The sequence below is a fragment of the Rothia endophytica genome, from assembly GCF_039543885.1.
In the GTDB taxonomy this organism is placed as follows: Bacteria; Actinomycetota; Actinomycetes; order Actinomycetales; family Micrococcaceae; genus Rothia; species Rothia endophytica.
Genome location: NZ_BAABKP010000001.1, coordinates 1,102,741 through 1,126,992, shown reverse-complemented (window position 1 = coordinate 1,126,992; position 24,252 = coordinate 1,102,741). Strand labels below are relative to the sequence as shown.

The window sequence follows — 24,252 nt, the reverse complement described above, 5'->3', positions numbered from 1 at the left end:
CTGCCCTTCAGCTCAGAAATAAAACCCTAAATAACGATGTTCACGAGTTTGGGTGCTCGAACGATGACCTTGCGAATCTCGGCGTCCCCAATGGAAAGCTGAACTGTCTCGGATTCCAACGCTAGCTTCTCAAGATCAGCTTCAGAGATGTCCTTAGAAACTTCCAGGCGATCCTTTACCTTGCCCTTGATTTGGACGATAGCTGTGACGGTATCGTCTACCAGCTGGGTCTCGTCTACCTCGGGCCAGCCTGCAGTCAGCACGGGGCTCTCGTGACCCAACAGGTGCCAGGCGTCCTCAGCGGTGTAGGGCGCGTAAAGGGAGAGCAGAATCGCGATAGCTTCAGCGGCTTCGCGGACGGCAGGGTCCCCAGCACCAGCACCGGAGTCAATGGTCTTGCGGGTGGCATTGACCAGCTCCATGGTCTTAGCAACTAGCACATTGAACTTGCCGGTTTCAGCCAACTTGGCAGCCTCAAACATGGTGCGGTGCACCAGCTTGTGCAGATCCTTATCACCTTCTGAGCCAACAACGCCAGGGGCGCTGGTAACGTCGTTGGCAACGCGCCATGCGCGGGCCAGGAACTTCTGTGAACCTGCCGGTGACACGTCTGCCCAGTCAACGTCGTCCTCAGGGGGCGAGGCAAAGACCATGACGGTTCGCACGGCGTCCACGCCGAACTTATCGAGCTGTTCACCCAGGTCAACGCCGTTACCCAGTGACTTGGACATAGCCTTGCCCTGGTTGAGCACCTGGCCCTGGTTCATGAGCGCCTTGAAGGGCTCAGAATGGTCAATTAGGCCAAGGTCACGGATAACCTTAGTAAAGAAACGGGCGTACAGCAGGTGTAGAATCGCGTGCTCAACACCGCCCACGTACATATCAACCTGGTTCCACTTCTTCATCTGCTCGGGGTCAAAGACGCCGGCATCAAAGTTGGGTGAAACATAGCGCATGAAGTACCAGGAGGAATCCACGAAGGTGTCCATTGTATCTGAATCGCGCTTAGCAGGCTTGCCACATTCGGGGCAAGCAACGGTGTTCCACTCCTCGGCTGCGGCCAGAGGTGACTGCCCCTTGGGAGCCAGGTCTTCACCGGAGAGATTGTCGGGCAGACGAACAGGTAGCTGATCTTCTGGGACCAGAACTTCACCGTGCTCTTCACAGTGAATCACGGGGATGGGGCACCCCCAGAAACGCTGGCGGGAGAGCAACCAGTCACGCAGGCGGAAGTTGACTTTACCCTTCCCTGCGCCCTGCTCTTCCAGCAGCTCGATAACCTTGCGGGTAGCTTCTGAACGGTTCAGCCCGTTCAGGGGGCCAGAGTTAATGTGGTTGCCGTCGCCAGCTGTGGCCACGCCGCTTTCAGCGGGGTCTTCTTCACCGGTTTCAACGACGGTAATGACAGGGATATCAAATTTACGAGCGAAGTCCAGGTCGCGCTGGTCGTGGGCGGGCACAGCCATCAGGGCACCGGTCCCGTAGTCAGCCAAAGCATAATCGGATGCCCAGATGGGCAGCTTATCCCCGGTCAGGGGGTTGATGGCGTAGCGACCCAAGAAGACACCGGTCTTCTCACGGTCTGATGCCTGACGATCAATGTCAGAGAGCACCTTGATGCTCTCGCGGTAGTTCTCCAGAGCCTCACGCTGCTCATCGATGACCAACTCGCTTGCCAAATCAGCATCTGCTGCCACGATGAAGAAGGTAGCACCAAACAGGGTATCCGGGCGGGTGGTGAATACATCAACGGTAGATGCTTCCTTACCCTCAGTAGCCTCAACGGCAAAACTGACCTCGGCGCCCTCGGAGCGACCAATCCAATTACGCTGCATAGCCAGCACACGCTCTGGCCAGTGACCCTCCAGACCCTTCATATCATCCAGCAGTTCCTGGGCGTAGTCAGTGATCTTGAAGTACCACTGGTTCAAAGACTTCTTAGTGACCTGGGTATGGCAGCGCTCGCACTCACCGTTGATGACCTGTTCGTTGGCCAGAACGGTCTGATCCTTGGGGCACCAGTTGACCTGGGAGTACTTACGGTAGGCTAAACCCTTCTTGTAGAACTGCTGGAAGAGCCACTGAGTCCAGCGGTAGTACTCGGGGTCAGAGGTGTGCAGGCGGCGTGACCAGTCAGCCATAATGCCGTAGCGCTTGAAAGAACCCGCCTGAGTCTCGATGTTCTTGTAGGTCCACTCTTTGGGGTGGGTATTGTTCTTGATAGCCGCGTTCTCTGCGGGTAGACCAAATGAATCCCAGCCAATGGGGTGCAGAACGTCGTAGCCCTTCTGCTTCCAGTACCGGGCAGTGACGTCCCCAATAGCGAAAGCCTCAGCGTGACCCATGTGAAGGTCGCCTGATGGGTAGGGGAACATATCCGCTACATAGCGTGTCTCTTTGCCCTCTTCATTGGTGGGTTCAAAGACCTTGGTATCTTCCCAGTAGGGCTGCCACTTAGTTTCCATCGCGCGAAAATCCCAGGTATTTTCGGTCTGTTCGGTAGTTTCTACCTCAGCAGTCACTTGACTTCCTGTCTGTACGTGTAGGTTGAGTTTTGAGTTTTGGGCGCACGAAAGGCGCCGGCGTCAAAACCTTTGGGTATAGTCTATCGGTTCTCCCCATTTTTCGCCGGAGCGACCAGTTTTTGGACGCCGCTGGGCGGGAGCGGGCAGCGGGGCCGCAACCGCAGCGGTAGAGTAAAGGGGTGAGTGAGAAAGCTAGAGTATCGATGCCCCCTGCCAGCGTTTTTGAGCTACACCCTACCGTCACTTCCCATGGGAAGCTCCACGAAGCCACGGTGAACGGTTCACTCACCCGATGGTGGGAATACGGGGATAGCACCGCTGAAACCCTTGTCTTAATCCACGGTTTTAGGGGGGATCACCACGGGCTTGAGCTTCTAACACAGGGGCTACTGGACTACCGCGTCCTCATCCCTGATTTGCCGGGTTTTGGCAGGTCTGAACCCATGCCGGCAGCAGAGCATAACGTGAGCACCTATGCCGCCTGGCTAGCGGAATTTCTGGGGCTAACGGGTCAAAACCCTATCCACCTGGTGGGTCACTCATTTGGGTCTATCGTCAGCTCCTATCTCACAGCTACCCGACCCCATCTGGTTCAGAGGCTGACACTCATTAATCCTATCTGTGAACCCGCCCTGGATGGCAACCAGAAACTGATGAGCCGGCTAGCTGAGATGTACTATGCGGCCGGTGCGCTCCTGCCTGCCCCTCTTGGCTTCAGTTTGCTGAAATCCCACATCATCACCAGAATCAGTAGCGAATTCATGATGAAGAACAGCCATGCAGAACTAAGGAATTTCATTAACGGTCAGCATGCAGCCTACTTTGGTGCTTTCTCTTCACGCGATGCTGTGCTTCAAGCCTACCGAGCTTCCATCTCATCAACCGCTGCGGACTTCACCCCCACAATCGATCTACCAGTACAGATGATCGTGGCGCAGGAAGATGATTTGGGGAGCATGGAGGGCCAGCGAGCTATGTTCGCCGCTCTTCAGCGGGGCCGTTTAGATGTAATTCCCGAGGTAGGGCACCTCATCCACTACGAAACTCCTCTCCGCGCTGCTGCTCTCATTGCTGATTTCCACCAGGAGCCCATCCGATGAAACTGATGATCGACGCCCGCTACACCCGCATCGGCGTACACGACGGTATCAGCCGCTACACGGCGTCCTTACTCACAGCGCTCAAAGACCTGCAGGACGCTGGGCACCCCGCAGTACCGCAGGACCTGCAGCTGGCTATGGTGATTAGTGATGAGCGGCAGTTAGAGATGCTTCCCGAACTTCCTCACGTAAAGATTTGCTCACCCACTTCACCTTTGGAACCCACGGCTGCTCTTCAAATCAACCGTTATCGGCCAGAGGTGGTCTTCTCACCCATGCAGACCCTGGGGCTCGGGGGCTGGGGGCGGAAGTTCAAGTTGATACTCACCCTTCACGATCTTATTTACTACGCCCACCCTGATCCGCCGGGCTTCCTCCCTGCTCCTGTGCGTGCGGGCTGGCGAGTCTTTCACACCACCTACGCTCCGCAGCGATTTTTGCTCAACAGGGCCGACGCCGTGGTGACGGTGTCTGAGACTACCGCGGGTCTGATGAGACAACACAGCCTCACGAGCAAGCCCCTTCACGTGCTGCCTAACGCCCCCCAGGACAGGATAAAGAGTCAAGACCAAGCGCTGAGCCTACTTCCCCAGCGCACCAAAGATCTAATCTACATGGGATCTTTTATGCCCTATAAAAACGTAGAGACACTAATAGCGGCGATGGGCTCCCTACCGGACTACACTCTGCACCTGCTCTCCAGGATTTCTCCTGCTCGACAGCGCGAACTAGAGCCAAAAGCTGGGCCCAACATTGTATTTCACAACGGTGTCGATGAAGAGACCTATACAGCCTTGCTGGGCACAGCCGCTGCTCTGCTGACCGCTTCAAAAGATGAAGGGTACGGTCTGCCGGTGGTAGAGGCGCAGTCGGCAGGGTGCCCCGTGGTGCTCAGCGATATTCCTATCTTTAGGGAAATCGCCCCCTCGGCGTTCTTTGCTAACGCTAACTTCCCCAGCGAATTTGCACGTGCAGTACGAGATCTTGAAGATCCGCAGGCAGCGAAATATCGAGTTGAAGGTGGGCTAGCTGATGCTGCACGTTATAGCTGGAACACCTCAGCCATTAAACTCCTCAACCTTCTGAGTGAGCTTTAGAGAATATCCAAACCATCGCAGCGCACCTGTACCGGTTCACTTTTTTTGAGCGCTGAGAGGGAGGCCTTGACAGCTCGCAGATGACGGGTGAAATCGCGCCCACGGGCATAAGTAAAGAAGAGAATAGCTCGGTAGATTTCACCGTCTATATCCGGCTCAAAATAGTCACCAGGCTCCTGCAGGGGCACCGGCCCGCTGACCCGAACGTCCTCAGGGATTTCAAGAGAGGCCAGGAAAGTCTCGATACCCTTCTCGCTACCGGTAACAGCCGCAGTACGGACGGCCGGCGGCAAGCCAATATCGTGCCGTTCATCAATCTCCCACAGGGCGTAGCCCATCGGGTCCCACCTCACCAGCGCCTCAAGCACGGGTGAAGGGCTGGCAGTTGTCACTACACGGCCACCAACAGCAAAAGACCGCACCAGAGCTGCAGCGTTAAACCAGCGGCGCAAGGCAGTTTCTGGAGCACGAAGAGAATCAGCCTGCATCATTCGATCAGCATCCAGCAGCAGAGCGGCTGAATACCCTCCTTCTGCAACTGGCTCTCCCCCGGGGGTAGCAATCACCAAAGCAGGTTCAGGGCCAATGGAAGATCTAATATTCTCCCCACTAGAGCTAATGACCGGCACATCAGGGAAAGCGCGGCCCAGTTCCTCAGCGGTACGAAGCGCTCCCACCGCACCTGAGCGCCATCTGCGTTCGCCACAGTCCGTGCAGGCCCAGTTTTGAGCTATGCGCCCGCACCACCCGCATTGGGGCAGTGCTTGACCATAAGCCAGTGAAAGGGGGCCACGGCAGTCGCGGCACCGCGCCGGCATGTGGCAGCGCTGGCAGCTGAGGCTAGGTATGTAGCCCGCGCGCGCAACCTGAACCAGCACCGGCCCCTGCTTTAGAGCGTCCTGGGCCACGGCAAAAGCTTGGTGCGGAATCCGAGCTATAGCAGCCAGGGGGTCCCTGGCCAGCTGGTAGTCATCGCCCGTTGGCAGCACCCGTGGAGTGAAAGAACGGATGACCGCGCGATCAGCTGACAGTAAGCTAGCCCAACGGCTCCGTACGAGTCGTGCAGCCTCGCTACTGACGGCATACCCCATGAAAAGAGCCGCAGAATCCGTCAGCGTAGCACGCAAAAGAAGGACGTCACGCGCATGACAGTAGGGCGCGCGCTGTTCAATCAGTGAAGAGTCCCCATCATCCCAACAGGCAACAAAACCAAGATTTTTTATAGGGGCATAGGCTGCTGAGCGCGTTCCAATAACGATGTCTGCTAGCCCCTGCTTGGCACGCAGAAAACTTTCATAGCGCGGGGTGGGGGCATCATTGGCTGTCAGCCGGGTGTAGCGCTCAGGCGGGGTAAGCTGAGCAAGCGCTGTTTCAAGACGCTCCAAACTTTTGAGATCAGGGACAACACCCAGCGCTCCCCTGCCGTGAGCCGCAGCTTGCACAAGGCTCACGGCCATGAGGTCTTCCCAGCCGTGTTCCGGGTGTGAAGGCAGCACGCTCATCACGGCGCGAGCCGCAACCCCAGCAGCAAGATCATCGCAAAATTCTGTGCCCTGGGTGTAGTCTTCAAAGGCCGAAATATCTGGTGCCTGAAGAGGCTCTGGCTCTACTTCTAAGACCTCATCGGTCATGGCTTCTGCTACCCCGACTGGCTCTGGCTTTCCCTCTGCATCCTTACTCTCAGATGAACTGACAGACGACGCCGGCGCTAGGTACTGCTGCTCAACACTGGCGACTCGGGGCGGTACAGCTAGGCGCAGGACGTCGGGCACAAGGCCGGCATAACGATCAGCAAGAGCATCGGCCAGCTCAAAGATTTCAGCATCCACCACAGGCAGTGGAGAAACAATCTTATGCAGGGGCACAAGCCTGGTCGGTGAATCGGACCGGGCTACGCGCTCGCGAAGCCAGCCAGTCACCTCCCTGCCACCAAATTTGACCCTCACCCTCACCCCCGGCTGAGCCTCGGCATCAAGCGCGGCAGGTACAGCGTAGTCAAAGAGCCGATCAAGATGGGGCACATGGGTATCAATATGAACCCGCGCAACGGGCAGGCTAACGGCGCTATCTTCTGCTTCGGTTGAACCTGCCTGAGAAGGCAAAGAAACACCGAACCCCTGCAACAGGTCTGGTTGCAGGGGTTCGGTGTTAAAGCTGGTCATGTGGCTAGTTTACTATAGGCCAACAGCGGCTTTCAGCTCGGCTACACGGTTGGTACGTTCCCAGGTGAAGTCAGCTCCCTCACGGCCAAAGTGGCCGTTAGCCGCAGTCTTCTTGTAGATAGGGCGGCGCAGCTCAAGATCACGAATGATGGCCAGCGGGCGCAGGTCAAAAACTTCACGAATTGCCGCCTCAATCTTGTAGACAGCAACCTTCTCTGTTCCAAAGGTCTCAACATAAATACCAACGGGAGTAGCCTGGCCGATGGCGTAGGCAACCTGAACCTCTGCACGGTCTGCTAGACCGGCTGCCACAATGTTCTTGGCTACCCATCGCATAGCGTAAGCAGCCGACCGGTCTACCTTTGAGGGGTCCTTGCCGGAGAAAGCACCACCACCATGACGAGACATGCCCCCATAGGTATCAACAATAATCTTGCGGCCGGTCAGGCCAGCGTCGCCCACGGGGCCGCCCTGAACAAAACGGCCAGCAGGGTTAATAATGACTTTGGCAGCGCTAGCGTCAAAATTGAAGTTACCGAGGACGGGCTCAATCACGTGCTCACGGACGTCAGCAGCCAGCCGGTCCAGATCGTAATCGGCAGTATGCTGGGTTGAAACTACCACTGTATCAATGGTGACGGGGATGAAATCTTCGTTGTACCCCATAGTTACCTGAGTTTTACCGTCAGGGCGCAGGTCGGGCAGAGTGCCGTCCTTACGCACCTTGGTGAGCTGCTCAGCAAGACGGTGCGCCACAAAGATGGGAGCAGGCATCAAAGCCTTGGTCTCGTTAGTTGCATACCCGAACATGATGCCCTGGTCTCCGGCGCCCTGCTTATCAAGCTCATCTACTGCTGTGCCCTGGCGTTCTTCGAGAGAGGTATAGACGCCTGCGTTGATATCACCGGACTGTTCACCGATAGAAACGGAAACACCGCAGAACTCCCCATCGAAACCGTGGGTTGAGGAGTTGTAGCCAATATCCAGGATGGTTCTGCGCACGATGCTGGGGATATCCACGTATCCGTTGGTGGTTACCTCACCGGCAACGTGTACCTGCCCGGTAGTGACCATGGTTTCAACAGCAACGTTAGAGCGGGGGTCAGTCTCAAGCAGAGCGTCGAGGATGGCATCAGAAATTTGATCACAGATTTTGTCAGGGTGACCTTCGGTCACAGACTCACTGGTAAAAAGGCGAAGATGGTTATTTTCAGTCACGGTTCTACTGTACTTCTCTTGGTCTAACTGGAGGTAAAGATGATTAATTATTGAGGTGTTGCGCTAGATGACGCAGGAGGTCTTCAGAAACTTCATATTTAGTTCCCTGAGTCACCAAGGGCTCAACCCCATTGGCAGAAAGGATGGTCAGAGTATTGACCTCAGTCCCAAAACCCTGGGTGGCGCTCACGGTATTAACCGCTAGATAGTCGCACCCCTTACGGGCTAACTTTGCACGTCCGTAGTCCAACGGACTAGCACTCTCATCACCGGTTTCAGCTGCAAAGCCAACGATAAGCTGTGGGCCAGCCTCTCTGTTAGCTGACCGATGTTCCACGAGCTCTCGCAGAATATCCGGGTTACGCACCAGATGTATGACGGGGTCCTGCCCCGGATCATCGGTCTTCTTAATCTTGAAGTCAGCGTAGTCAGCCGGTCGGAAATCCGCCACAGCAGCAGCCATAATCACAACATCGGCCCCTTGTGCGGCTACTAAAGTAGCCTCACGTAGCTCTCTTGCGCTAGACACACGGGTTACGGTATCGAGACCGGTCGGAAGCTCCACTTCCACATGTGCCGCGATGAGGTGCACACTGGCTCCTAGCTGCTTCGCTGCACTCGCCAGGGCAAAACCTTGTTTACCTGAGGAACGGTTACCCAAAAAACGGACCGGGTCTAAATCCTCACGCGTGCCTCCGGCGGTAACTAGCACGCGGCGTCCTGACAAGGGCACATCAGCCGGGGCCGCTTCATCCACGTCCCACCCTAAAATTGCTTGTGCCTGCGCGAAAATATCGTCGGGCTCTGGCAAGCGACCGATGCCGGAATCAGGCCCCGTCAGGCGCCCAACGGCTGGTTCAATGATGTGATAACCAAAACCGCGCAGAGTCTTAACATTAGACCTGGTAGCTGGGTGCTCCCACATTTGAGTATGCATCGCTGGGGCCAGAATCACCGGAGCATAGGTGGTGAGAACGGTTGCCGAGAGTAGGTCGTCAGCTCGACCGCTGGCTAAGCGTGCCATCAAATCTGCCGTTGCCGGCGCAATGACAACAGCATCGGCTCTCTCTGCCTGGCGCACATGATTGACCTCGGGCACCCGGTCAAAAACATCAACCGACACAGGGTTACCGCTAAGAGCTTCAAGAGTGGGCCGGCCAATGAACTTAAGAGCCGCTTCGGTAGGAATAGCTACTACCTCGTGGCCAGCTTTAGAAAAAAGACGCAGGAGCATCGCTGCTTTATAAGCAGCGATGCCCCCGCCAATGCCGATAATGACGCGCATTGTTTTTAGAAACTATGCCTGTTCGGCGTCTTCAGCATCGACGTATTCCACGAAGGGCTCGTCGATGTAGAAATCTGCACCCAGGAAAGCGCTGGGTTCGTCGTCGTGAATCAGGGTGCCGTTTTCATCAAACTTGCCATCGGGCACGTGGCGAGCTTCAACCAGATCTTCATTAATTTCACGCATAGCCACAGATAGTGACTTCTCGTTGGGCTCTGAATCAACCAGGGGACCTACGTGATCGTAGAGGTTCTCGTGCAGCTGTGAGTAGTAAGCGTTGATCTGACGGGCACGGCGAGCACCGATAATCACCAGACCATACTTAGACTCAGCCTTCTTAATCAGAGCGTCTGCGCTGGGGTTGATGATACCTTGATCGTTGTGTGCGTTAGCCACGTAAGACTCCATCTTTACTGGACTGCGCCACCGCAATCCGGTGGCAAAAACTCTACTAATACTATAGGCGAACCGATTTTTTGTCACGTAAAACGCAGGCGGCCCAGAGGTGATGTTCCACTAGTGCCGCCCGCGCTGACTCTTTAGCGCTCTACGCCCATGAGTTCAATAATCGCTTCGGCAGCTTCTGGCACCGAATCATTAATGACCGTATGGTCAAACTCGGGCTCAGCGTCCAGCTCAACTTTTGCTGTTTCAAGCCGCATCTGCTGTTCCCTGGCAGATTCAGTACCTCTACCGATTAGGCGGGATACCAATTCATCCCAGCTAGGAGGCGCCAAGAAAATCAGCTGAGCTTCTGGCATGGCGTTACGCACCTGACGTGCGCCCTGCAGGTCAATCTCAAGAAGTACGTTTTTCCCAGCTTTGAGCTGACGTTCAACCATAGAGCGGATGGTTCCGTACTTGTACGAGTTATGCACGGTTGCCCACTCCAGCATCTGACGGTTTTCGACCATTGAGTCAAACTCTTCATCAGAGACAAAGTAGTAGTGGATTCCGTCTTCTTCACCAGGTCTGGGATCACGCGTGGTAGCAGAAACCGAGAACCATACGTCCGGGTAGTTCTCACGAATGTAGGTAGACACGGTCCCCTTGCCTACAGCTGTTGGACCGGCCAAAACGGTGAGTTTGGGTATCTGGTGAGTTTCTGCCACGGTATCTAGCCCTTAACGGTCAAGAAGATTGATGAGTGCTCGACGCTGGTGGATGCCAAGACCACGCAAGCGGCGAGACGCAGCAATATTCAGATCTTTCAGAATATTTTCAGTTCGAACTTCGCCAACACCCGGTAGGGAGGTGAGAAGATCGGTTACCTTCAGTCTAGCGACAGCTTCATCAGTTTCAGCGCGCTGAAGGACCTCTGAGATGGTAATTTGCTTATTCTTAACAGCTTCTTTCATTTCAGCACGGATAACACGGGCTTTTTTGGCCTTTTCACGGGCTGCGGCGCGCTGTTCTTCGGTGAGGGGTTTGAGGGGCATGATTGCCTTCCTTATGTGCGAGGTGTTCACGGTGCGAACATGGAATATACAAATGTGTAATAGCTTTTTTCTTATAGGTAATACCCAGAGGAAATCAAACGAAAGCTATTTGCGATCAAACAATTATAAATTAGCACGTCAGGCGGTTTTTTCAAAGTAAGTTACCCGCGGGTAATATAATAAATATAGAAATGGCGGGGATGCTTCCTTCCCCGCCATCTTATTCTCATCTAACCCTATCGTGAGGCCGAGTCCAGCTCCTCAGCAGCACGCTGTGCAGCGTCCCTCAAACTAGAACGATGAGGCCCGGCGCTCAGAACACCGCGGCTAGAGTTCACCAGCACTTGGCGCTCAATGCCTTCAAAGATCCTGTAAAGATCCTCGGCTGAAGCCCCCTGAGCCCCGTATCCGGGCGAAAGAATTGGACCGTTGAAGGTAGAAAGATCAATGTTGAGCTTAGATAAGGCCTGACCCACCGTAGCCCCAATGACCAGACCACAGGGGCCCATATTCTGCCAGGCAGAAGATTCATTTTCACGCTGAGCTGCTTGAACAATTGAGCCCGCTACCGACTTTTCAGGCCCCCCAATGTGCTGCACACTCCTTCCTTCCGGGTTAGAAGTAAGAGCTAGCACAAAGGTACCTCGCTGGTTCTTTGAAGCGAGGTCAAGGGCTGGTCGCAGAGATTCAAAGCCTAGATAGGGGCTCAAGGTTACTGAATCGGTGGCCAAAGGCGACGCCTCACCTAGCCAGGCATCTGCGTACGCAGCCATGGTTGACCCAATATCTCCGCGCTTAGCATCTGCCACCACTAAGACGTCCTGCTGAGCAGCTTTAGCTTGAAACTTCTCTAGCACCGCAAGACCGGCTGAGCCGTGACGTTCAAACAGAGCTACCTGGGGTTTTAGAGCCGCCGAAACGTCCCCGCAGGCGTCCAGAACGGTGAAGGCAAAGTACTCCAATGAGGCAGCTGTATCTTCAAGTCCCCACTGAGCTAGGAGCCCTGGGTGGGGGTCAACTCCCACGCACAAAGGCCCCTTCTCTGCCATTGCGCGTGAAAGTCGATCACCGAAAGGAAGCACATTGCTCATACGCTTATGCACTCTCACGCTGAGAAATCGCTTCACGGATCGATGCCCCGTGTTCCTGGAGGCTCATCACTTCCCAGCTGTAATCACGGAGTGCGTTGATAGCCTGAACAGCAGCACCAAACTCAGAGACCGTGGTCATGATAGGGCAGCCCACAGAGGTTGCAGCTGCGCGGATTTCATAGCCATCGCCTCGCGCCTGACCTCCCGAGGGAGTGTTGAGGATGAGGTTGATTTCACCATCGCGAATCATATCGACAATGGAGCGCTCACCCTTAGCTGTTTCAGCAATCTTTGAAACGACCTGAGCCTTTACCCCGTTGCGACGCAGAACCTCAGCGGTGCCACCGGTTGAAACAATGTCAAAGCCCAGCTGCTGGAGCATCTTTACGTAGATAATGCTGTTGCGTTTGTCGCGGTTAGCAACCGAGACAAAGACTTTGCCTTCGGTGGGCAAGAAGGAGCCGACGGATGCTTCAGCCTTAGCAAAAGCGGTATCGAAATGCGGGTCAAGACCCATGACTTCACCAGTTGAGCGCATCTCGGGGCCGAGCAGTGAATCCACGACAACACCTTCCGGTGTGCGGAAACGGCTAAAAGGCAGAACCGCTTCTTTGACGGCGATTGCTGTATCTGCCGGAAGGCTGGCACCATCCATTGATGTAGGCAGGTAGCCTTCTTCCTTAAGGTGGCTGATGGTTTGACCCGTACCGATGAGGGCGGCTGCCTTAGCCATCTGGACGCCGGTTGCCTTGGAGACGAAGGGAACGGTGCGTGATGCGCGGGGGTTAGCTTCGATGACATAGAGAATATCTGAAGCTACCGCGAACTGAATATTGATCAGACCGCGAACACCTACGCCGGCTGCAATGCGTTCGGTGGCATCTGCAACCTTGGCAATGATGTCCGGGCTGAGGGTGATAGGTGGCAAGGTGCAGGCAGAGTCGCCCGAGTGAATGCCAGCTTCTTCAATATGTTCCATGACACCGCCGAGGTAAAGCTCGGTGCCGTCGTAGAGAGCGTCAACATCGATTTCAACGGCATCTTCAAGGAACTTATCAATGAGAGCCGGCTGGGAAGGAGAAACTTCAGTCGCATTTTCTAGGTAGCGAGCCAGCTGTTCTTCGCTGTAAACGATCTCCATACCGCGACCCCCCAAAACGTAGGAGGGGCGCACCAGAACCGGGTAGCCGATGTCATCAGCGATTCGCCTGGCGTTCTCAAAGGTCGAGGCGGTGCCGTTTTTGGGTGAGATAAGACCGGCATCTTCCAGAACTCGCGAGAATTCACCGCGGTCTTCGGCGAGGTCAATAGCCTCGGGTGAGGTACCTAGAATCGGAATTCCAGCTGCCTTGAGTTCCTGCGCGAGCTTCAGCGGGGTCTGCCCACCGAGCTGCACAAAAACGCCCATCAGCCCACCGGTGCGGCGTTCCGCTTCAACAACTTCAAGCACATCTTCCAGGGTGAGAGGCTCAAAGTAGAGGCGGGTTGAGATATCGTAGTCGGTTGAAACTGTCTCAGGGTTACAGTTGACCATAACGGTCTCATAACCTGCTTCGCGCAACACCATCGAAGCGTGCACACAGGAGTAGTCGAACTCGATACCCTGACCGATACGGTTGGGCCCAGAACCCAGAATCATGATTGAGGGCTTCTCGTGGTGTGCGACCTCATCCTCCATGTCATAGGAGGAATAGTGGTAGGGAGTGAATGCCTCAAACTCGGCTGCACAGGTATCCACGGTCTTGAAGACGGGGCGAATATCCAGTGCGTGGCGAATACCGCGCACCACAGCCTCGTCCATGTTGAGAATCTCGCCAATCTGGGCGTCAGAGAAACCGTGTCGCTTCGCTAGGCGTAGGGACTCCTCATTGAGGTTTTTGGAAGCAGCGATTTCGCCGGCTACCTCGTTGAGTAGCACCAGCTGGTCCAGGAACCAGGGGTCAATCTTGGTTGCCTCAAACATCTGCTCAACGGTAGCTCCCGCTAGAAGTGCCCGCTGTACCTGGTGAATACGATCCGTAGTGGCAGTCTTAGATTTCTCAATGAGGTCAGCCAACTTCTCTGCTGACAACTCAGGGTTAGCGTAGGAGAAGGCTCCACCCTTCTGCTCCAGGGAGCGCATAGCCTTCTGCAGTGCCTCGGTAAAGTTTCGCCCCAGAGCCATCGCCTCACCCACGGACTTCATAGTGGTGGTCAGCGTAGGATCAGCTGCGGGGAACTTCTCAAAGGCGAAGCGAGGAACCTTGACCACAACGTAGTCGAGGGTAGGTTCAAAGGACGCCGGGGTCTTCTGGGTGATGTCGTTGGGGATTTCATCCAGGGTGTAGCCCAGGGAAAGCTTGGTGGCGATCTTTGCAATCGGGAAACCTGTTGCCTTGGACGCCAGTGCCGACGAACGGGAGACGCGGGGGTTCATCTCAATGACGATAACGCGCCCGGTGGCCGGATCAACTGCGAACTGAATGTTACAGCCACCGGTGTCGACACCAACTTCGCGAATCACGTTAATAGAAATGTCGCGAAGTTTCTGGTATTCGCGGTCTGTGAGGGTGAGTGCCGGAGCAACGGTGATGGAGTCACCGGTGTGCACACCAACGGGGTCGAAGTTTTCGATGGAGCAAACGACCACTACGTTGTCGTTCTTGTCTCGCATCATTTCAAGTTCGTATTCTTTCCAGCCCAAAATAGATTCTTCGAGCAGAACCTCGCTGGTGGGGCTGTACTGAATACCGGCACCGGCGATACGGTGGAGGTCCTCCTCGTTGTAGGCCATACCTGAGCCCAGACCACCCATGGTGAAGGACGGGCGCACCACCATGGGGTAGCCAAGGATCTTGGCAGCCTCTAGGGCTTCATCCATGGTGTGAACGATGACTGACTTTGCAGACTCGCCGCCGGCACGTTCAACAACACCCTTGAAGGCTTCACGGTCTTCGCCGAGGTTAATTGCCTCAATGTTAGCGCCAATGAGTTCGACCTTGTATTTCTCTAATATTCCCTCCTCATCGAGAGCAATGGCAGCATTGAGGGCGGTCTGGCCACCCAGAGTGGGGAGAATCGCATCCGGCTTTTCCTTAGCGATAATCTTTTCAATCACTTCGGTAGTAATCGGCTCGATGTAGGTCGCATCGGCAAACTCGGGGTCTGTCATGATGGTAGCCGGATTGGAGTTAACCAGGATGACGCGAACGCCTTCCTCCTTGAGAACTCGCAGAGCCTGGGTGCCGGAGTAATCGAATTCGGCAGCCTGACCAATAACGATGGGGCCAGAACCAATGACGAGAATAGAGTTGAGATCTTGACGTTTGGGCATGGTTCTTCCTTAGTTCTTCTTCGCAAGCATGAGGTCAATAAAACGGTCAAAGAGGTAGGCTGCGTCGTGGGGACCAGCGGCTGCCTCTGGGTGGTACTGCACAGAAAAAGCTGGGATATCTAGGCAGCGTAACCCTTCAACTACCTGGTCGTTGAGACCGATGTGTGAAACTTCAACCCTGCCGAACTCAGCGTGGGGGGCTTCAACTGCGCCGTCCAGGGGTGCATCCACAGCAAATCCGTGGTTCTGGGCGGTAATTTCGACTTTACCGGTGGTACGATCCATGACCGGCTGGTTGATACCCCGGTGACCGAAGGGAAGCTTGTAGGTGCCAAAGCCTAGGGCCCGACCCAGCAACTGGTTGCCGAAGCAGATACCGAAGAAGGGGGTACCGGTGCGCAGGACGCTCTGCAGCAAGGCAACCTGGTCGTCAGCGGTCGCCGGGTCACCGGGGCCGTTGGAAAAGAAGACGCCATCCGGCTGGTAGGACTTAATATCCTCTAGAGTGGCAGTTGCCGGTAGGACGTGTACGCGCACCCCTCGCTCAGCAAAACGCTTGGGGGTCATGGCTTTGATGCCCAGATCCAGGGCAACCAGGGTTGCCTTAGGCTCCCCCTCCCAGCCCTGGTCGGCTGGTTCGATGGTGTAAGCCTGATCGATGGATACCGTATCAGCCAGTTTCTGCCCCTGCATCTGCGCACTCGCCTTGACCTTTTCCACCAATGTCTCGGTGGATGCGAGAGCCTCCTTGCCGGTAAAAATACCGGCACGCATAGCTCCTGCGCTCCGCAGGTGGCGGGTCAGTGCACGAGTGTCGATGCCTTGAATCCCAACAATTCCCTGCTCCACAAGCTCCTGATCTAGGGTGCGCTCAGAGCGCCAATTAGAGGCTCGACGCGCGGCATCTCGCACAGCGTAGCCTGAAACCCAAATCTTACGAGATTCGGCATCTTCTTCATTGACACCTGTGTTGCCGATGTGGGGCGCAGTCTGTACCACAATCTGGCCCGCGTATGAGGGGTCAGTTAGGGTTTCTTGATAACCGGTCATACCGGTGGAGAATACTGCTTCACCGAGGGTACTTCCGGTAGCTCCGTAGCTCTGGCCGCGGAACACTGTGCCGTCCTCTAATACGAGAACCGCTACACGCTCGCTAGATGCTAACTGGGTCATTCACGTACTTCCTGTCGTAGGTTGGTCGGGTGTAGGGGTTTAACCCCAAAGATTTATAAACTTAGGCAGAAGGTGCCGGTAGCTCTTCTAACGCCTGGGGTGCAATCTGCTGAATAGTGTCAAGAACAGTCTTTTTATCGGCTGCAAAACGGGTGCGGAATCCGGTATCAACGGGCGTACCGTTGAGGTCCCAGGACAGCATCACGAGACCGTTTTTCTCCACGAACTTACCGGCCATGCCGGCTTCTGTTCGCACCGCAATAATATCGCTGGCTTGAACCCAGAGGTCTTGAGCGCCATCTCTAGCGATAACTACAGCGTCCTCGAAGATAAAGAGAGTGCCGGCTGCCTTAACACCGAGAGTGTTAGTAGCGATACGGTCCAACCAGTCCCCCATATGGGTGGTTGCAATGTAAACACCGGGGACGGCAAGCAGGCTTTCGGCGTCCTCGTATCGCTCAGGGACAGGAGCAAGAACCCCCGTGCCTTTCTGACGTTTTTGACGCCCCTTCCAGCCAGCCCACATGCCCCAAAAAATTAGGGCACAGAGCAGTACTAGAAGAGATAGTGGTAGGAGTCTGTCCACGAATCTACCTTCGATCCCCTAGTTGCCAGCGTGGGTCACGGGAGTGGTCAGCTTGCCGTCTTTAACCACCGGGTGACCCCCATAGAAGGTTGCCATGACGGCACCTGGGACTTCCAAACCCCGGTAGGGGTTGTTCTTGCCCTTGGTGGCTTGAGCCTGGGGGTCAATGGTGCGAGTCGCGGCGGGGTCAACCAAAACCAGGTTGGCTGGTTCGCCGGCTTCCAGTGGACGCCCCTGCCCCGTTGCCAGGCCAATTTCAGCTGGTTTAGCGCTCATGATACGAGCCACATCAGCCCAGGAAATGAGCCCGGTATCAACCAGAGTTTTCTGGACAATCGATAGAGCCTGTTCTAGCCCGGTCATACCGTTGGCAGCACACGCCCACTCGCAATCCTTAGATTCGGTGGGGTGAGGCGCATGATCGGTGCCAATAATATCGATGATTCCGTCCGCAATAGCCTGACGCAGAGCCATCACATCTTCTTCAGTGCGCAGGGGCGGGTTGACCTTGTAGACAGGGTCGTAGGTGCGCACGAGTTCATCGGTCAGTAGCAGGTGGTGGGGGGTTGCCTCAGCGGTAACATCAATACCGCGTTCTTTTGCCCAACGAACGATTTCAACCGATCCCTTAGTGGAAAGGTGGCAAATATGCAGACGTGAACCCACATGCTCCGCCAATAAAACATCCCTGGCAATAATTGACTCTTCTGCCACAGCTGGCCAGCCAGCAAGGCCAAGCTCTGCAGAGACTTTACCTTCGTTCATCTGAGCGCCCTCGGTTAGACGGGGCTCCTGAGCATGCTGTGCAACAACACCGTTGAAAGTTTTAACGTATTCAAGGGCTCGGCGCATAAGTGCCGGATCCCACACGCACATGCCATCATCAGAGAATACTCGCACTTTGGCGCGAGATTCTGCCATAGCTCCGATCTCAGACAGGCGCTCACCGGCGAGACCTGCGGTAACGGCACCGATGGGCTGCACCTCGGTCCAACCTGATTTCCTGCCCAGCTCGTAAACCTGTTCAACCACACCGGCAGTATCGGCTACCGGGTTGGAATTAGCCATAGCAAATACAGCGGTGTAACCACCCAGGGCCGCAGCACGGCTACCGGTTTCTACGGTCTCAGCATCTTCCAAGCCTGGTTCCCGCAAATGGGTGTGCAAATCAACGAGACCGGGCAGAGCAATAAGACCCTTAGCGTCAATGATGTCTGCTTCAGGCGATGACACGTCAGCCCCTACTTCAGCAATCAGACCGTCACGAATGAGGATGTCCGCCTCGCGTTCGCCCAGCAGTGAAGCGCCCTTGATTAGATAGGTTGATGGTTTAGTCACGGTCTTCTCTTTTCTTCATTCTCACGTTTAGGCGCTGGGGTAAAAGTCGACTGATTTGCCACCGGTCATCAGGAGGTAGAGTGCTGCCATGCGCACAGAAACCCCGTTGGTGACCTGTCGTAGTACCCATGAACGGTCTGAGTCAGCTGCTTCAGCGCTAATTTCTAGACCGCGGTTCATTGGGCCAGGGTGAAGCACAGCGGTCTCATGGTCCGCTGCGTCCAGCCGAGCAAAGCGTTCTGGTGTCAGGCCCCACAGTCTGGAGTATTCCTCACTGCTGGGGAAGAAGGCGTTATGCATGCGCTCTTTTTGGATGCGTAGCATCATGACAGCATCAACCCCAGATTCAATGGCTTCATCGAAGTTATAGAAAATTTCGCAGGGCCAGTCTTCTGTTTCTACCGGTAAAAGAGTAGGTGGAGCGACAAACTTAACCTGCGCCCCCAGAGTTGTCAGAAGCCAGAGGTTAGAACGCGCCACCCTGGAATGCAGGATGTCGCCCACTATAGCGACCCGCATCCCCTCAAGAGTGAGCCCCCTGGTTTCGGCCCCCGTGGTTTGAGCACGGAACTGGCGCAGGGTCATAGCATCAAGCAGTGCCTGGGTAGGGTGGGCATGGGTTCCATCGCCGGCGTTGAGAACAGGAACATCAATCCACCCAGCCTCAGCTAAACGCTGAGGAGCGCCAGAAGCGCCGTGCCTAATGACAACGGCATCTGCATTGATCGCAGCCAGGGTCTGAGCAGTATCTTTAAGCGATTCACCCTTAGAAACAGATGAACCTTTGGCTGAGAAGTTAATGATGTCAGCTGACAGGCGCTTCTCTGCCGCTTCAAAGGAAAGGCGGGTTCGGGTGGAGTCCTCGAAGAAGAGGTTAACCACGGTACGGCCCTGAAGAACTGGCAATTTTTTTACTTCGCGCTGACCAATTTCACCCATGTAGTCGGCTGTATCAAGGATGTTCAGAGCATCAGCCAGGCTGAGGTCTTTAGTATCGAGCAAATGACGCATTAGAGATGTTCCCCTGTACCTTCAACCGGCTGAATAATAACCACCTGATCGGCTACACCATCAATGGGCTCCAAGAGAACTTTGACCGATTCATCTGAGTTAGTGGGTAGGTTTTTGCCTACATGATCCGCCCTGATAGGTAGTTGGCGGTGGCCCCTGTCAACGAGAACTGCCAGGCGTACGCAGGCGGGACGTCCGTAATCCTGTAAAGCATCAAGAGCTGCACGAATAGTACGGCCTGAGAAAAGCACATCATCAATCAGGTAAACATTCTTACCATCAAGGCCAAGAGGTGGCAGATGTGTAGGTTCGAGGGTTCGCCCTGGCCTAGAGCGTAAATCGTCACGATACATTGTTATATCGAGCTGACCCAGCGACATTGCCGGGTTGAAGGATGCATCAGTATCAGAGATTTTTTGGGCTAGTCGCTGTGCTAGCGGGTAACCGCGGCGCGGTATGCCCAAGATGACCAGGTTCTGGGCACCCCTATTAGCCTCAAGAATTTCATGCGCTATTCGAGTTAGCGCGCGGTCGATGTCGGCAGACTCCAGAATCACACGTTGTGACCCTGCTGAAAATACACTTCTGGTATCGCTCATTGGTTGCCGGCCTCCTTCCCCGCCTCACAGGACGGACTTAAAGGTTGCTGTCGTAGACCAAACTTATCATGGGCATCTCTTTTCACACAAAGTGTTGCTCGCTGTATAAAACACCAAGTCACACCTTGAGAAGTATTAAGACACAAAAAGTGCCGCACCGGAAAAGGTGCGGCACTCATGAGTAGTTAAGCAAGGAGAGTTGGTTTAACCTGGCGCAGGCGGTCTAGCAAACCGTTGACGAACTTGGGTGAGTCGTCGGTGGAGAGCATGCGTGCCAAACCAGTTGCTTCTGAGATGGCAACTGCATCAGGAATCTCATCATTGAAGAGCAGTTCCCAAGCACCAATCAGTAGAACAATACGGTCCACGCTGGGCATACGGTCCATAGTCCAGTCCTGTGAGTATGTCTCAATGTACTCACGGATTTCCTCTTCACGGTCACGAACCCCTCGAACAATCTGCTCAGAGTAGAGGGATATTTGCGCTGAGGTGTGAAGCCTGCGACTGGTAAGAACATCAATGACGCCCTCACCGCGCTGCTCAGCCTCAAAAAGAACCTCTAGCGCGCGAAGTCTAGCTTTAGTTCTTGAATTCATTAGTCGTTAACGCGACCGAGGTAATCGCCGGTACGGGTATCAACTTTAACCTTAGTGCCGGTTTCTAGGAAAAGAGGGACCTGGATTTCAGCACCGGTTTCAACGGTTGCGGGCTTGGTACCACCGGTTGAGCGGTCGCCCTGCAGTCCGGGTTCGGTGTAGGTGATTTCGAGAACGACTGAGGCGGGAAGCTCAATGTAGAGAGGTGAGCCTTCATGCATTGCGATAGTTGCAGTCTGGTTCTCCAGCATGAACTTAGCGGCATCGCCAACAACAGTCTCTGAAACGTTAATCTGGTCGTAGGTCTTCATATCCATGAAGACGTAGTCGGTACCATCCTGGTAGAGGTACTGGTAATCAGAGCGATCAACGGTTGCAGTTTCGATTTTTGCGCCAGCGTTAAAAGTCTTATCAACTACCTTGCCGGAGGTTATGTTACGCATCTTGGTGCGCACGAATGCGCCACCCTTACCGGGTTTCACGTGCTGAAACTCAATGATGGACCATAGGTTGCCATCAATCTTGAGAACAACACCGTTCTTGATATCTGCGGTAGTAGCCAACAGACTCTCCTCACAATAAATTTTCAATAAGCATGGGGTAAACCGTGGTCAAGTCTACCTGCTCACTCCCGTGCTTGCTTCAATCAGGGGTGAGTTTTTCACCTCAGAGCTGTTCCCTTGCTACAGATAGGCTAACCGCCCTGCGGGTGCAACCTATTTCTACTTAGCTATTTCTTGGTAGGTTGCAAAGAGGATTGACTCATCAGGTACTTCATAGATGCGGGGCTTACCCAGACCTTCCAGCACAACAAATCGCAGCAGGTGACCGCGAGTTTTCTTGTCACGACGCATCGTTTCAAGAAGCTTGCTCCAGCGATCTGCCGGGTAGCTGATCGGTAAACCTAACGATTCGCAGATGGCACGTGTACGGTCCACCGTGGCTTCGTCCAGGTAGCCGGCTGCCAGAGACAGCTCTGCTGCAAAGACCATGCCCACAGCAACCGCAGCACCGTGTCGCCACTGGTAGCGCTCGGCATGTTCGATAGCGTGGCCCAGCGTGTGACCGTAGTTCAAGAACTCCCTACGACCGCTCTCTTTAAGGTCTTCAGAGACAACATCAGCTTTTACTCTGATAGACCGTTCGATCAGCTCGCGAACAACCAGAGACTGAGAATCCCTGATTTTCTCGGGGTTATCTTCAATCAGTTTCAGGATTTCTGGGTCAGCAATAAACCCGCATTTGACGACCTCAGCCATGCCGGTGAGCAGTTCGTATTCAGGCAGAGTTCTTAGCACACCCAATTCGCAAAGAACGGCAGCGGGCGGGTAAAAGGCGCCCACCAGGTTCTTGCCCTCAGCGGTATTGATGCCTGTTTTACCGCCTACTGCGGCGTCCACCATGCCTAGGAGTGTAGTGGGGATATGAATAACCCTGATTCCCCTGAGCCAGGTGGCTGCAACGAAACCCGCGACATCGCTCACGGACCCTCCGCCCACTGAAATAATGGCGTCAGTGCGGGTGAAATCGTTTTGCCCCAGTACCCGCCAGCAGAAAGCAGCAACCTTAATATGCTTGCCCTCCTCAGCGTCTGGAATCTCTGCTGAAAAGGCTTCAAAACCAGCCTTGCGCATATCTTCCATCACGAGCTCACCGGTCGACCGCAGAGCACGCGGGTGGATCACCAAAATACGCTGGGTGCGCTGGCCTAAGATACCCGGGATTTCTCCCAGCAAATTATGCCCTACCAGCACATCGTAGTTTTCTGATGCTTGGCTGCCGGTCACGCTGATGCGGGTGCTAGCCTCTGTGCTCATACCTGCCCTTTTCTTGATCGAAGGATAAAGTTCTGAATTTCAGCCGCCATATCTGAGATACTGCGACCGCCCCTGGCGTCCAAAGTGTAGCTAGCCAGTTCTTCAAAGCGCTCACGACGAGCTTCAAAAATTTCCGACCATTTTTCAATTGGATTGGGTTGCAAAAGCGGGCGTGCCCGCCCGTGGATAATACGCGGTGCAACGGTCTCGGCATCAACCTTAATGTAAATAACCGTTTCTTCCCGCAGAAGCTCCGCCGTTTCAGGCGTCATAGGGGCTCCCCCACCCAAAGAAAAAATAGTGTTCCTTCTGGACGGGGACGTCAGGACCTCACGAATAATTTCAGCCTCGATGCGCCTAAACTCATCTTCGCCGAAGTCAGTGAAGATTTGAGAAACTTCACCGTATTTATCAACGATGAGGTGATCAGAGTCAATGAACTCATAACCATAAAAGCGCGCGAGGTGCGTACCGATGTAAGATTTACCGGCTGCCATGGGACCGATGATAACCACCGGTCGGGATTTCTCGATGTAGGTTTCCTGCACCTCGCGCACCTGGTTGGGCGCAAGCCCTCCGGTCATATCGATCGCGTGTTCACGGGATCGGGGGGTCATGGTTTAGCTGTCCCATCCAGCCACGTTAGACTCCCAGGCTAAAGACTCAGGGATAGCTGATAGGTAGGAATCCATGTTGCGGCGGGTCTCAGTGATATTGTCGCCACCGAACTTCTCAAGAGCCGCGTCAGCCAGCACCAGAGCCACCATAGCTTCGGCAACCACGCCTGCAGCAGGAACAGCACAAACGTCTGAGCGCTGGTGGTGGGCTGTAGCTGCCTCACCCGTTGAAGTATCGATTGTAGTAAGCGCCTTGGGTACAGTAGCGATGGGCTTCATGGCAGCGCGTACGCGCAGAAGGTCACCAATGCTCATACCCCCTTCGATGCCACCGGCACGATTCGACTGGCGGATGACACCATTCTCACCCGGCACAATTTCATCGTGAGCGCGGGTTCCGGGGCGGGCAGCGGTGAGGAAACCGTCGCCAACTTCAACACCCTTGATTGCCTGAATACCCATGAGCGCTGCAGCCAGACGAGCATCGAGTCGCCGATCCCAGTGGACGTAAGAACCTAGGCCCGGGGGCATACCGTAGGCAAGAACCTCGACCACGCCACCCAGTGTTTCTCCGTCTTTGTGGGCACGGTCGATGGTCTCAACCATGGCATCACTCGTTTCCTTATCGAAGCAACGAAGGGGGTCAGCATCCAGGTATTCACGGTCTGAAGGGAGCGGACGCGCCGCGTCCACAGGGGCAGCCACCTCAGCGATAGCGGTGGTATGGCTTACCAGCGAGATGCCGAGTGCCTTCAACATTTGAGAGGCAACGACCCCCAGAGCGACACGGGTTGCGGTTTCGCGGGCTGAAGCGCGCTCCAGTACGGGGCGGGACTCAGCGAAGCCATACTTTTGCATACCGGCGAAATCCGCGTGGCCAGGGCGCGGGCGCGTCAGCGCAGCATTGCGGGCACGGCCTTCGATCAGGGAGGGGTCAACAGGGTCAGATGACATCACATCTGCCCACTTGGGCCACTCGGTATTAGCAATTTCAAGGGCAACTGGGCCGCCCTGGGTCATCCCATGACGGACGCCGCCAAGAATGCGTACACGGTCCTCTTCGAATTTCATGCGGGCACCACGGCCGTACCCCAGCCGTCGGCGAGCCAGAGCGTCACTTACCATAGCGCTGGTGAGCTCGACTCCAGCTGGTACACCCTCGATGATTCCTACCAGTGCCTCACCGTGTGATTCACCGGCTGATAGCCAACGTAGCATCTGCCACCTTCATTCGTCTGTCGTATGTATTGTTTCTAAGATTTTCAAACTTAACCGGTTGGCGCAA

The 24,252-nt window shown here is 55.0% G+C and carries 21 protein-coding genes; 2 read left to right on the top strand and 19 right to left on the bottom strand.

Going from position 1 to position 24,252, the window contains the following annotated elements:
- Positions 1-26: 26 nt before the first annotated feature.
- A complete protein-coding gene (gene leuS, locus ABD982_RS05085) occupies positions 27-2,465 on the bottom strand; it encodes a leucine--tRNA ligase (protein WP_425570028.1) in 2,439 nt (812 codons plus the stop codon).
- A 239-nt stretch (positions 2,466-2,704) separates the two neighbouring features.
- Here leuS and ABD982_RS05080 point away from each other — a divergent pair, with 239 nt between their 5' ends.
- Positions 2,705-3,625 carry an alpha/beta fold hydrolase gene (locus ABD982_RS05080; protein ID WP_345445262.1) on the top strand — a complete coding sequence of 307 codons (921 nt, stop codon included), beginning with the start codon at positions 2,705-2,707 and terminating at the stop codon, positions 3,623-3,625.
- Positions 3,622-4,722 carry a glycosyltransferase gene (locus ABD982_RS05075; RefSeq protein ID WP_345445260.1) on the top strand — a complete coding sequence of 367 codons (1,101 nt, stop codon included), beginning with the start codon at positions 3,622-3,624 and terminating at the stop codon, positions 4,720-4,722. Before ABD982_RS05080 ends, ABD982_RS05075 begins: the two co-directional genes overlap by 4 nt.
- On the opposite strand, the gene ABD982_RS05070 is transcribed toward ABD982_RS05075, so the two are convergent.
- From ABD982_RS05070 to aroC, 18 genes are all read right to left on the bottom strand, one after another.
- Complete coding sequence (locus ABD982_RS05070) at positions 4,719-6,884, bottom strand: primosomal protein N' (RefSeq protein ID WP_345445258.1); 2,166 nt, start codon at positions 6,882-6,884, stop codon at positions 4,719-4,721. The two genes, ABD982_RS05075 and ABD982_RS05070, sit on opposite strands and share 4 nt — an antisense overlap.
- Before the next feature lie 12 nt (positions 6,885-6,896).
- On the bottom strand, positions 6,897-8,102 hold the full coding sequence (gene metK, locus ABD982_RS05065) for a methionine adenosyltransferase (protein WP_345445256.1): 1,206 nt from the start codon (positions 8,100-8,102) through the stop codon (positions 6,897-6,899).
- 43 nt (positions 8,103-8,145) lie between these two features.
- A complete protein-coding gene (gene coaBC / locus ABD982_RS05060) occupies positions 8,146-9,387 on the bottom strand; it encodes a bifunctional phosphopantothenoylcysteine decarboxylase/phosphopantothenate--cysteine ligase CoaBC (protein WP_345445255.1) in 1,242 nt (413 codons plus the stop codon).
- 12 nt (positions 9,388-9,399) lie between these two features.
- Entirely contained in the window at positions 9,400-9,783 is a 384-nt protein-coding gene (gene rpoZ / locus ABD982_RS05055) for a DNA-directed RNA polymerase subunit omega (RefSeq protein ID WP_425570012.1), read from the bottom strand.
- 143 nt (positions 9,784-9,926) lie between these two features.
- Positions 9,927-10,499, bottom strand: coding sequence for a guanylate kinase (gene gmk, locus ABD982_RS05050; RefSeq protein WP_251380122.1), 573 nt, complete (start codon positions 10,497-10,499; stop codon positions 9,927-9,929).
- Between the two features lie 12 nt (positions 10,500-10,511).
- Entirely contained in the window at positions 10,512-10,826 is a 315-nt protein-coding gene (gene mihF / locus ABD982_RS05045) for an integration host factor, actinobacterial type (RefSeq protein WP_251380123.1), read from the bottom strand.
- A gap of 236 nt (positions 10,827-11,062) precedes the next feature.
- Positions 11,063-11,917, bottom strand: a complete 855-nt coding sequence (pyrF, locus tag ABD982_RS05040) for an orotidine-5'-phosphate decarboxylase (RefSeq protein WP_345445250.1) — start codon at positions 11,915-11,917, stop codon at positions 11,063-11,065.
- A 4-nt stretch (positions 11,918-11,921) separates the two neighbouring features.
- The gene (carB, locus tag ABD982_RS05035; RefSeq protein ID WP_345445248.1) at positions 11,922-15,230 is read right to left on the bottom strand and encodes a carbamoyl-phosphate synthase large subunit; all 3,309 of its coding nucleotides are present in this window, start codon (positions 15,228-15,230) and stop codon (positions 11,922-11,924) included.
- Positions 15,231-15,239: 9 nt separating this feature from the next.
- Positions 15,240-16,403 (bottom strand): glutamine-hydrolyzing carbamoyl-phosphate synthase small subunit, encoded by a 1,164-nt coding sequence (carA, locus tag ABD982_RS05030; RefSeq protein ID WP_251380126.1) that lies wholly within the window; start codon positions 16,401-16,403, stop codon positions 15,240-15,242.
- Between the two features lie 61 nt (positions 16,404-16,464).
- Positions 16,465-16,989 carry a PH-like domain-containing protein gene (locus ABD982_RS05025; protein ID WP_251380127.1) on the bottom strand — a complete coding sequence of 175 codons (525 nt, stop codon included), beginning with the start codon at positions 16,987-16,989 and terminating at the stop codon, positions 16,465-16,467.
- 18 nt (positions 16,990-17,007) lie between these two features.
- Positions 17,008-18,327, bottom strand: a complete 1,320-nt coding sequence (locus ABD982_RS05020) for a dihydroorotase (RefSeq protein ID WP_345445244.1) — start codon at positions 18,325-18,327, stop codon at positions 17,008-17,010.
- A gap of 27 nt (positions 18,328-18,354) precedes the next feature.
- On the bottom strand, positions 18,355-19,338 hold the full coding sequence (locus tag ABD982_RS05015; RefSeq protein WP_345445242.1) for an aspartate carbamoyltransferase catalytic subunit: 984 nt from the start codon (positions 19,336-19,338) through the stop codon (positions 18,355-18,357).
- Entirely contained in the window at positions 19,338-19,937 is a 600-nt protein-coding gene (gene pyrR / locus ABD982_RS05010; protein ID WP_251380130.1) for a bifunctional pyr operon transcriptional regulator/uracil phosphoribosyltransferase PyrR, read from the bottom strand. The genes ABD982_RS05015 and pyrR overlap by 1 nt, the downstream gene beginning before the upstream one ends.
- Positions 19,938-20,122: 185 nt before the next feature.
- Positions 20,123-20,533, bottom strand: coding sequence for a transcription antitermination factor NusB (gene nusB, locus ABD982_RS05005; RefSeq protein ID WP_237203650.1), 411 nt, complete (start codon positions 20,531-20,533; stop codon positions 20,123-20,125).
- A complete protein-coding gene (gene efp / locus ABD982_RS05000) occupies positions 20,533-21,096 on the bottom strand; it encodes an elongation factor P (RefSeq protein ID WP_251380131.1) in 564 nt (187 codons plus the stop codon). The genes nusB and efp overlap by 1 nt, the downstream gene beginning before the upstream one ends.
- A gap of 159 nt (positions 21,097-21,255) precedes the next feature.
- A complete protein-coding gene (aroB, locus tag ABD982_RS04995; RefSeq protein ID WP_345445239.1) occupies positions 21,256-22,350 on the bottom strand; it encodes a 3-dehydroquinate synthase in 1,095 nt (364 codons plus the stop codon).
- Positions 22,347-22,967, bottom strand: coding sequence for a shikimate kinase (locus tag ABD982_RS04990; RefSeq protein ID WP_345445237.1), 621 nt, complete (start codon positions 22,965-22,967; stop codon positions 22,347-22,349). Before ABD982_RS04990 ends, aroB begins: the two co-directional genes overlap by 4 nt.
- 3 nt (positions 22,968-22,970) lie before the next feature.
- Positions 22,971-24,185, bottom strand: coding sequence for a chorismate synthase (gene aroC / locus ABD982_RS04985; protein WP_345445235.1), 1,215 nt, complete (start codon positions 24,183-24,185; stop codon positions 22,971-22,973).
- Positions 24,186-24,252 lie beyond the last annotated feature (67 nt).

Bases quoted from the DNA above. Each gene is read 5' to 3' on its own strand.
- ABD982_RS05075 (WP_345445260.1), top strand. From the start codon at position 3,622: ATGAAACTGATGATCGACGCCCGCTACACCCGCATCGGCGTACACGAC.
- carB (WP_345445248.1), bottom strand. From the start codon at position 15,230: ATGCCCAAACGTCAAGATCTCAACTCTATTCTCGTCATTGGTTCTGGC.
- aroC (WP_345445235.1), bottom strand. From the start codon at position 24,185: ATGCTACGTTGGCTATCAGCCGGTGAATCACACGGTGAGGCACTGGTA.
- carA (WP_251380126.1), bottom strand. From the start codon at position 16,403: ATGACCCAGTTAGCATCTAGCGAGCGTGTAGCGGTTCTCGTATTAGAG.
- leuS (WP_425570028.1), bottom strand. From the start codon at position 2,465: ATGGAAACTAAGTGGCAGCCCTACTGGGAAGATACCAAGGTCTTTGAA.
- coaBC (WP_345445255.1), bottom strand. From the start codon at position 9,387: ATGCGCGTCATTATCGGCATTGGCGGGGGCATCGCTGCTTATAAAGCA.
- ABD982_RS05015 (WP_345445242.1), bottom strand. From the start codon at position 19,338: ATGCGTCATTTGCTCGATACTAAAGACCTCAGCCTGGCTGATGCTCTG.
- ABD982_RS04990 (WP_345445237.1), bottom strand. From the start codon at position 22,967: ATGACCCCCCGATCCCGTGAACACGCGATCGATATGACCGGAGGGCTT.
- mihF (WP_251380123.1), bottom strand. From the start codon at position 10,826: ATGCCCCTCAAACCCCTCACCGAAGAACAGCGCGCCGCAGCCCGTGAA.
- pyrF (WP_345445250.1), bottom strand. From the start codon at position 11,917: ATGAGCAATGTGCTTCCTTTCGGTGATCGACTTTCACGCGCAATGGCA.
- pyrR (WP_251380130.1), bottom strand. From the start codon at position 19,937: ATGAGCGATACCAGAAGTGTATTTTCAGCAGGGTCACAACGTGTGATT.
- aroB (WP_345445239.1), bottom strand. From the start codon at position 22,350: ATGAGCACAGAGGCTAGCACCCGCATCAGCGTGACCGGCAGCCAAGCA.
- ABD982_RS05070 (WP_345445258.1), bottom strand. From the start codon at position 6,884: ATGACCAGCTTTAACACCGAACCCCTGCAACCAGACCTGTTGCAGGGG.
- nusB (WP_237203650.1), bottom strand. From the start codon at position 20,533: ATGAATTCAAGAACTAAAGCTAGACTTCGCGCGCTAGAGGTTCTTTTT.